The sequence below is a fragment of the Calidifontibacillus erzurumensis genome, from assembly GCF_013303125.1.
Classification (GTDB): domain Bacteria; phylum Bacillota; class Bacilli; order Bacillales; family Bacillaceae_J; genus Calidifontibacillus; species Calidifontibacillus erzurumensis.
The window spans coordinates 61045-71030 of the sequence record NZ_JABTTE010000022.1 but is presented as its reverse complement, the minus strand read 5'-3'; the positions used below and the strand labels follow the sequence as shown (position 1 = coordinate 71030).

Here is a 9986-nt window from a genome sequence, read left to right as displayed (position 1 = left end):
CTGTGAAAAAAATTTTCATTATTGGTTGCGTGAGAAAGAACAAGAATATTTCTTTAAATAGATTGAGTACCTTTTACCAAAGTATTTAACACTTATTCATTTGGTGGATCGAAATTAGGGTATTAAAGGACGATTGTTTACTAGAAAGCAAAAGCTAAATATAAAACATGGATTCCAATTTACAAATTGCTTATTTTTTGGTAATTTCACTCATTCTAATTTCTGTAACATTATTGCCTATTCATGTGTATCATCGAGTTCTGTCAGGGCTCTTAGCATTGCCTTTTATTTATATAGTTTTTATTCTTTCTTATTCAGTTTACCAATTCGCAGCTTTTGGAGGGAATTATCAGTCAAAAATACATGATTTAATTGTTTCCAAGGTTAATTGGGATGGGAAAGGGAAATTTCTAGATATAGGTACAGGGAGTGGGTCGCTCATTATTAAATTGGCAAAGGCTTTCCCTGCATCTTCCTTAACGGGAATTGATTATTGGGGCGAAAATTGGGAATATCCGAAAGCTCAATGTGAACAAAATGCTGAACTAGAAGGAGTCCATGATCGGATTGTATTTTTGAAAGCAAGTGCTTCAGCTCTACCCTTTCATGATGGTGAATTTGATGTAGTTGTAAGTTGTTTAACATTTCATGAAGTGAAGGATAAGAAAAATAAAACAGAAGTTATTTCAGAAGCGTTAAGAGTATTAAAACCTGGTGGTGTATTTGTCTTCTTAGACTTGTTTATGGATGAAAAAGTATTTGGAGATGAAAAAAGATCTCATAAAATCCATAAAGAAACAGGGAATATCTGAATTGAATACCTTTAAACTTTCTGAAGTAATAAAATTGCCGAAGCTCTTATTAGGCAAAAAAATATTAGGAAATGCAATGATTTTGGAAGGAAGAAAGTAACTGTACTTATTTCCCAGTAAATATAAAATTCAAAGCAATTACATAGAATTTTAGACGCTGTTGGATTTAAAAACTGCAAGTAATAGAATAATTCTCCTTTTCTTTAGAGGGACTACAAAGATCCGTACCATAAATTAGGTACGGCTTTATTTTAGTTAATTTTAAATATAAAGGCATTACGATTTGTGGAAACAGCCTCGAATCCAACTTCCTTACTATCAATAGCATTACTAAAGTTTAGTCATACCGTTTGCATATGATAAAATGAAAAAAGATTTATTAGAATTTTACCGTTTAGATTCCAATCATGGGGAAGGGGGATCCGCATTGAAAAAGAATTTATTCATTGGTATTGGCTTAGTCGTCTTTATTGCAGTTGTTTTTATGGTCATACAAAATCAAACGAAATCAATGGATGTCATCGGTTATAAAATTGAAGACACTACATATAAGGAAATGATTAGCAGCATTGGGTCTGTTGAATATGATAAAATGGTTGAAATTAAAGCAGAGGTTAGCGGAACTATCAAAGATATTTATGGGGAAGTTGGCACGAAAGTCAAGACAGGGGATTTATTAGCGAAAATTGATGACCGCATGGCACGTATTGAACTTGAGGAGTTAGAAACAAACAGTAATGTAGCAAAAGCTAGATACGAAGATTATAAGAAATCATATTCTCAAAATGAGCAAGCGATTCATGACCAACGAGTATTACAAGAAAATGAAATTGCAACCCTTGAGTTAGAACGATCACAGTTACATACGAAAATTCAGGAAACAAAAACACTTGTGGAAGCTGGGGCTTTGCCTCCTAAAGACTTAACAAATTTAAATGAACAGCTGGCTGCCCTCGAAATAAAAATACAATCAGCGTATGACCGGTTAGAATCGCTGCGTTCACCGGTGAATGCTGACCAAGAACTGAAAGCATCGATCGAAGCGGCTGATGCTAAAGTAAATAAGCAAAAAATGTTATTAGATAAATACACAGTGAAAGCCCCGATGGATGGAGTCGTCATCGAGCGTTTAGTCGAGCTTGGAACGTTTGTTCAAGCAGGGGAAGCCATTATGAAAATTGCATCTGATAACCATAAATATGCAGTTGTTGATATCGATGAAAAATATTTAAACTTTGTGGTAGTTGGAAAAGAAGCTCAAATTACGACAGAGGCTTACCCTGATGATGTTGTGAAAGGGACTGTTGTGTTCATTAGCCCAGAGGTTGACAAAGATTCAGGCACTGTCCGGGTAAAAGTAAAGATAAACGAAAAAACGGATCTTTTCCTACAGAATATGTCTGTAAAAGTAGAATTCGTTGGCCAAGTTTATGAACAAGCCATCGTAATTCCGGGTGAATATCTCATTAATGATGAAACACCAGCTGTTTATATTAAGGATGAAAATGGAAAAGTTGTGAAGCAAAAGATTGTCGTAGCTAACAAAAACAGCAAAAATATTATGGTCTTAAAAGGGCTATCAGCGGGAATGGTCATCTTGCATCCTGAAAAATTAGAGGAGGGCATGGAAGTTAACGTGACTCTTTCTGAAGAAAGTGAGAAAGGCCTATGATTTTTGAATGGAAAGTTGCCGTAAGGTTTCTGAAGGAAGGAAAAGGCCAGACGTTATTTATCTTGCTTGGAATCACAGTTGGCGTCGGTGTAATGGTATTTTTAAATACTTTAATTACAGGTCTGCAAGAAAATATGATTAATACAGCCGTTGGTGATAGTCCGCATGTATGGATTTCTGGAGATGAAGATTTTAATAACTTAAAGACCTCCGATGAGAGCAGCAACTATATTAGAGGAAATTTTACTGAAAAAAATACAACTTTAGGAAACTGGGAGGCCCTTGAGGAAATTTTAATGGAGAGGGAAGATATTTCTGCTGTATCTCCGGTTGTGGAGGGAAATGGTTTTGTAATCAAAAGCGGGCAAACGACCCCGATTTTGGTACGAGGAGTAGATCTTGAAAAGGCGAATGAAATTTACCGAATCAATGATAGATTGATAGATGGCATGGGAACTTTAGAAGGAAACTATGTGATGATTGGAAAAGAACTGGCAGAAGAAAATGAATTAGCCATTAATGATGCGATGACTATTCAACTGGCCAATGGAACGATGCAATCTTTTGTTGTATCTGGAATATTTGACTTAGAAAATAAATCTTTAAATAGCAGCTGGGTCTTTATGGATTTAGCGAGAGCTCAAAAATTATTAGGCTTTAGAAATGAAGTTTCAAAAATTGAAATGCAAATTCACGATGTATTTGATGCAGAAATTGTCATGGCTTCGATTGCAAACCGATTGGAAGGTATTCATACAGACAATTGGATGGCAAGCAATGCTTCTTTATTAACAGGTCTTAGAAGCCAGCAGCAGTCATCCCTCATGATTCAAGCCTTTGTTTTATTGGCTGTAACTCTAGGAATTTCAAGTGTCCTTGCAGTTTCAGTCGTACAGAAATCTAAGCAACTAGGAATTTTGAAAGCGATGGGTACGAAAAGCAGGAGCGCAAGTCGGATTTTTCTATTTCAAGGTGGCTTATTAGGTGTTATAGGCAGTGCTCTTGGAGCAGGGCTCGGAATCGCTTTAGTAAAAGCTTTCCTATGGGGAACTTCTTTAAAAACAGGAGTACCACTATTTCCGTTGCACCTAAAGGCAGGAAGTATTGTCCCTATTTGTATCATTGCAGTCGTAGCTTGTACAATTGCAGCCTTTTTACCTGCACGAAAGTCATCAAAGCTAGACCCTGTGGAGGTTATTCGCCATGGATAATATTGTTTTAGAAGCTCGCAATATTAGAAAAGAATATGGTACGACTGTTAAAACAGAAATTTTACATGGCATTAATTTTTCGCTTACTGAAGGAGAATTCGTGAGCATCATTGGTTATTCCGGTTCTGGAAAATCGACGTTGCTCAACATCCTTGGAGCGCTAGATACACCAACAAGCGGTGAAGTTCTTTTTAAAGGACAAGAATATGGGAAAATGACGGAAGATAAACTTGCAGAATTCCGGAATCAAAATATTGGTTTTATTTTCCAATTTCATCATCTATTACCGGAGTTCACGGCACTTGAAAATGTGCTGATCCCAACTTGGATTAAAATGGGAAATGTAAGCAAAAAGTATGAGAACCGTGCGAAAGAGCTGCTTGAACTCGTTGGATTGAAGGATTATATTAATCATAAATCAACGAATTTATCAGGCGGCCAGCAGCAAAGGGTGGCTATAGCAAGAGCCTTGATTAATGATCCGGCCATTTTACTTGGGGATGAACCAACTGGAAACCTTGATACAGAAACAACAGCACAAGTATATGAACTATTTCGGGATATCAATAAGGAATTTGGAACGACCATTTTAATCGTTACCCATAATGACCAAATTGCAGAGAAATCGGATCGAGTCATTGAAATGAAAGACGGCAATATAAGCAGGGATTATAAGAATAAATTACAGTGATAGTGTTTTTAAAAAACAAAATGATTTTTTACGGACGCACGGATTTTTTCCATGCGTCCTACTTTTTTTCTTTTTATGTTTGAGTTCTTTGTAGGAGGAGATAATGAAGGAGGGTAGAATTTTAAATATAATTCATTTTCCTTTAAGGAGGCTCTTATGCAAAAAATAATTCCACATTTATGGTATGACAAAGAAGCCAAAGAAGCCGCATCGTTTTACGTTAGTTTGTTTGAAAACTCTAGAATTCTGAGCGTGAACGTTTTAGAAAATACTCCTTCTGGAGATACAGATATTGTCACTTTTGAATTGGCTGGCCAGCAATTTCAGGCGATTAGCGCCGGTCCTTACTTTCAATTTAATCCTTCTATATCCTTGATGGTCGCATGCGATTCTATTGAAGAAGTGGATATGAAATGGAAGGCTTTATCAGAAGGCGGTAAGGAATTAATGCCTTTAGGCGAATATCCATTTAATAAGCGCTATGGTTGGATTCAAGATCGATATGGGTTGTCTTGGCAGCTGATGCTTATAGAAGGTGATCAGCCGGCACAAAAGATTACACCAAACCTACTTTTCTCTGGTGAATCTTGTGGGAAGACGGAAGAAGCATTAAAATTCTATACGGAAGTTTTTCCGGATTCCGGAATAGAGTTTATTAGCAAGTATGGACCTGGTGAAGCAGCAACGCCAAAGGCAAAAATCAATTATGCTGCTTTTAAGCTATGTGGCATGAATTTTTCAGCCATGGATAATGGATTTGATGTTGATTACACCTTTAATGAAGCCTTTTCTCTCATTGTAAACTGTAAAGATCAAAAAGAGATCGATTACTATTGGGATAAACTTTCAGCCGTACCTGAAGCCGAACAATGCGGATGGCTAAAGGATCCATATGGAGTTTCATGGCAGATTGTTCCTGAAAACATTGATGAGTATTTAAGTAGTGGATCAAAAGAAGAAATTCAAAAAGTTCAACAAGTGCTCTTTAAAATGAAAAAAATCGATATTGCAACGCTAGAGAAGGTTTGTTTTGAAAAAGAATAAAATAATAAGAATGATTACGTCGAATTCCCAGCAGTAACGATTGCAGTTATAAAATTTTTCTGAAGCCATTGTTTGTGAATTTAAGTTTTTGTTCACCCTTTTTGAAAATCGGACATTGCATAACGAAGAAAAAGCCAGTTATCTTTTTAAGAGGAACTGGCTTTTCGTTTGCCTGTAAGTGAACAACAAGGAAAAGGTTGCATTCAAGTATTGTACTTCAATAACACTTTAATGCAACCGCTTACTAATCAAATTTGATTGTATAAGAATCTAATTGGCTTTTACCATATTTCTTCCATGATTTTTGGCGATATAAAGTGCTTGATCCGCTCGTTTTATTAAAGTTTTAGGTACGTCGTTAGGTTGGAGACAGGAAACTCCAAAACTAGCAGTTACTTTACCAACGAATTGAAAAGTATGATCTTCAATGATTTTTCTTAGGTTTTCAGCAAATTGAGTCACTTCTGTTAAAAACTGGTTTGTTAAAATGATAATAAACTCTTCTCCACCCCAACGTCCAAAGAAGTCACTAGGTCTTATGTGATTTTTTATTAATGAAGAAAACTCTATTAAAACGCTATCTCCAATATGGTGACCGAAGGTATCGTTAATTTTCTTAAAATAATCAATATCAAAGTAAATAATTGAAAAAACACTATTCGTTTCATTGCAACGTTTGATTTCGGATTCCAGCCAGCTATCGATGGACCTTTTATTTCCAATATCAGTTAAAGCATCATAATAAGCATTTTTTCTTAAAATATCAGACTGTATATAAACAGCAACAAGTTTTTGAAAATAGAATAAGATTAAAGTATATAAAATAGTGCTAATGTAAAATTGCGTTAAGGAATCAAAGGCTATTGGATTATGGAAATAAGGGAATCCCATTACTATAGTGATGAAAATAATGAAAAGTGAGTACCCTAGTGCATATTTTCTTTCAAGAACCATAAAAACATAAAAGAGGTAAATAGGAGACCAAAAGACATAGACATTAATAACTCCACCATTGAGTTGTTCAAATAAACAGTGAACTCTATACAGATGGTAAAAAGTGAATACGCCTAAACAAATAATCTCACACGTACGAAAAAAAGATTTTTATAAATTAGAACCCAAATAATTGCAAAAAATAAGCATACTAGGGGCAAAGCAATTCTCATGAAGTCGTCAACATATTGTGAAAATAGCCAATAGGCTCCGTCTGTTATAAAAAGTAAAGGGAAGATGACAAGATATATTTTTCGTTTAAGATTTACATATTTGTTGTTTCCCAGATAATCCTCCATACCTCTCATTCACTTTCTTACATATTCCAAATTGAATTACCATTAAAGGTATTAGATATATATTCTAATTATATAAAATTTTGAAATTTGAAAATAGTGAAAAATACATTCTTCCTTAAGGTATAAATTGTTGGAAGCTTCACCTCAACACGTAAAGATTATAATGAGGTGATGTTTAGTTGTATATTATTTAGCAGTAAATTGCTCAAAAACATTCAATTTCAGTGGAGTTTCTTTAAATAGCACAACGGGTTTTATGATATGATTTTCCTGAAAAACTAAGTTGTACATGGATGAGGTAATAAATACATTAATTGTAAATTTTCTAACAATAATTGAAGGAGAATAAGGAATGGAAAAATCACCTGAAGAATTAGAAAAAGAGCTGGAAAGCGCAAGCAAACATTACTCTGAAGAAAAATTTTGGGATAAACTAACGAAGTTTGCAAAAAAGGCAGGATCATCTGTTGTATACGCAGTATTGCTTTTATATTTTACACTTCAAAAACCTGAGGTTCCTGCAAAGACGAAGGCAATTATTATTGGAGCACTAGGCTATTTTATCCTTCCGTTTGACCTAATACCTGATGTTGCAGCAGCCGTTGGATTTACTGATGACCTAGGAGCTCTAGGAATTGCTTTATTACAGGTAGCTATGTACATTGATGGAGATGTAAAAAGCAAAGCAAAAGAAAAATTGAAAGACTGGTTTGGAGAAAATGTAGATACATCTGAAATTGATCATAAGATTAGTTAAATAATGAGGCTGGGGAAACCTTGCCTTATTTTTTAAGGACTAATCTAAACTAGTAAGCCCCCATCCATTTTGATAGAATAAAACGGACGCCTGTTGACTGGAAACTGAGAATGATATTCTTTTATACATAATCGTTACGAATCCCATTGATCAACAGGCTAATCGTTTTGATAAATGGATTGAAAAAACTAATGCGCGAGTTATGACAAAAATGTAGGTGATCATTTGAATAGCACGGTTTTTTATAAAACACCACTTGGAGCAGGGAGCCAAACGATTCCGATTGCACAAACTGCGAGTACGGAAACAAGTAAAGACTTGGTACCGAATACTGATCAAGATGCCTTTTTCTTTCGATCGTTGGAGAAACAAGGGATTTTTTTGAATGAACAGCAAATACAAGCAGTCCGTCATTTTCAAGGACCATTGCTTACCCTTGCAGGGGCAGGGACTGGGAAAACTTCTGTTTTAGTATGTAGGACAGGCTATTTGCTAGCGGTTCGTAATATTGATCCGAGGAATATTTTGCTTTTAACGTTTTCTAAAAAAGCGGCAGAGGAAATGCGTGAGCGGATCGCCCATTTGCCTGGAATGAATAAACAGATCACGTCAACCATTCAAGCACGCACGTTTCACTCGTTTTTTCTGCAAATCATTCGAAAATATGGAGTAACACAAGATATTTTGAGTGAAACAAGGTTTCAGCATATCATACTTAAACAAATTTTACGTGAGATGGGACTCCATGATGAGTATCAACCGGAGACTTTACTTTCATTATTATCCTCTTACAAGATGCAGATGATAGATATATATAGCTTGCCGGAAACAACCGAGAAGGAAAAGGAACTAAAGTCGATTTTTACTTTCTATGAAAAGTGGAAAAAGGAAAACTACAAGATTGACTTTGACGATGTATTACAGATCGCTTACCAAATGCTTCACCAAAAACCGGCGTTACTAGCTGCGTTGCAAAATCGATTTTTATATGTCATGGTTGATGAGTTTCAAGATACAAATATGCTGCAGTACGAGCTGGTCAAGATGATTGCCGAACCGCATCGCAATTTGATGATTGTCGGTGATGATGATCAAACAATTTACTCCTTTAATGGAGCAAGAAACGAATTCATCTTGAATTTTGATAAGTTGTATCCGGATGCTAAGACGATTACGCTCGATATCAACTACCGTTCTGCAAAAAGCATTGTAGGGCTTGGAAATGAAGTGATCCGCCATAACAAACAGCGGAAAAAGAAAACGTTGAAAGCAACACAGCAAAGCGAAACCAAGCCTCAATACATCCGACCAAAAAATACCGACGATGAAGCAAAGATTATTACAACATATATTTTGGATCAAGTGAAGCAAGGAAAACGTAAGTTTAGTGATTTTGCGATTCTTCATCGAACGGAGAGCAATAGACGTGCCATCATAGAACAATTTATTTTTGATAATGTTCCATTTGTTGATTATGGAAGTGAACAATCGTTTTACGATCATTGGTTGGTCAAGCCACTTATTGATCATTTTCGTCTATCTTTGAATTCGCGGGATTTTAATGCAATGGAAGGCATTTTGCCGACATTGTACATGAATCGGGAAAGAAGTATGGAATTCATCCTTCATCAAGAAAAAATACAAAAGAAAAAATGGCCGATGATTCATCTAACGTCTTTCCCAAATATAAGAGAATTTCAAAAAGAGAAAGTGGTTGAACGTCTCAAACAGATCAAATCGTTAACGTCAATGAAACCTTTTGATGCGATCCAATTGATGCGAAACGAGTTTTATGACAAGTATTTAGAGGCGCATATATTGACGTACCACAAAGAAATGATGCGTGAAATGCTGGATGAGCTGGAATCATCAGCCAAACGATTTACATCGATTGAAGAATTTGTTTCTTTTATCGCTGCAGTTGCAGAGAAGCGTAATGCAATAAATTATAGCCAGCACGAGAATGACGATAGAGTTTTTTTAATGACCATTCACAAATCGAAAGGACTTGAGTTTCCTGTTGTCTTTATCATCGGAGCATCGGAAGGCAATATGCCGCACAGTTCTATATTTGATGCGGACAAAATGAATGATGTGTTTACTGCGCATTCTGTAAAAGACAAAATCATTGCTGCCATGGAAGAAGAACGCCGGTTAGCCTATGTTGCTATTACCCGTGCAAAGGAAGAACTGATTATTAGCTCACCTGCATATCATCGAGGGAAAAAAACGGAAGTTTCAAGGTTTATACTGTCTGCATTTCCAGAACCTACAAAGAGCAGTGCTGAACCAAAACAAAAACATTCTTCCTTTATTTGCTCAGAAACAGAGTCTGTTTATGCATGGATATGTACGAGTGATACGTGCAATGCATGGCAACGCATTCTTACTTTTGAGGAATCGGAATTGCCGTCGAAAGAATGTCCATTATGTAAAGCTCCGATGGAAAAGGGGAGTAAGGAATTAGGTGTTTCTTGATGATATATCTTTTTTTCGAATAACATATC

General features: G+C 35.8%; 7 protein-coding genes and 1 pseudogene. 7 read left to right on the top strand and 1 reads right to left on the bottom strand.

All coding sequences use genetic code 11. The features are described from left to right. Nucleotides 1–171 precede the first annotated feature (171 nt). The 5 genes and pseudogenes from HR057_RS13985 to HR057_RS13965 all read left to right on the top strand — a co-directional run bounded on the left by HR057_RS13985 (nt 172) and on the right by HR057_RS13965 (nt 5430). Nucleotides 172–912 (top strand): annotated as a pseudogene (locus HR057_RS13985) (methyltransferase domain-containing protein). A 327-nt stretch (nt 913–1239) separates the two neighbouring features. Continuing rightward, nucleotides 1240–2484, top strand: a complete 1245-nt coding sequence (locus HR057_RS13980; RefSeq protein ID WP_173732060.1) for an efflux RND transporter periplasmic adaptor subunit — start codon at nt 1240–1242, stop codon at nt 2482–2484. Beyond that, nucleotides 2481–3695, top strand: a complete 1215-nt coding sequence (locus HR057_RS13975) for an ABC transporter permease (RefSeq protein WP_173732059.1) — start codon at nt 2481–2483, stop codon at nt 3693–3695. Before HR057_RS13980 ends, HR057_RS13975 begins: the two co-directional genes overlap by 4 nt. Beyond that, nucleotides 3688–4386, top strand: a complete 699-nt coding sequence (locus tag HR057_RS13970; protein WP_173732058.1) for an ABC transporter ATP-binding protein — start codon at nt 3688–3690, stop codon at nt 4384–4386. Before HR057_RS13975 ends, HR057_RS13970 begins: the two co-directional genes overlap by 8 nt. A 156-nt stretch (nt 4387–4542) precedes the next feature. Continuing rightward, nucleotides 4543–5430, top strand: coding sequence for a VOC family protein (locus HR057_RS13965; protein WP_173732057.1), 888 nt, complete (start codon nt 4543–4545; stop codon nt 5428–5430). Nucleotides 5431–5700: 270 nt separating this feature from the next. Here the strand turns inward: HR057_RS13965 and HR057_RS13960 are convergent, their stop codons facing one another. Further along, entirely contained in the window at nt 5701–6384 is a 684-nt protein-coding gene (locus HR057_RS13960) for a GGDEF domain-containing protein (RefSeq protein WP_173732056.1), read from the bottom strand. Between the two features lie 690 nt (nt 6385–7074). On the opposite strand from HR057_RS13960, the gene HR057_RS13955 reads away from it, so the two are divergent. Together HR057_RS13955 and HR057_RS13950 are read left to right on the top strand one after the other, a co-directional pair. Further along, nucleotides 7075–7479: a YkvA family protein gene (locus HR057_RS13955; protein ID WP_173732055.1), complete on the top strand. Its 405-nt coding sequence runs from the start codon at nt 7075–7077 to the stop codon at nt 7477–7479. A 225-nt stretch (nt 7480–7704) separates the two neighbouring features. Next, a complete protein-coding gene (locus HR057_RS13950; protein WP_173732054.1) occupies nt 7705–9957 on the top strand; it encodes a UvrD-helicase domain-containing protein in 2253 nt (750 codons plus the stop codon). Nucleotides 9958–9986 lie beyond the last annotated feature (29 nt).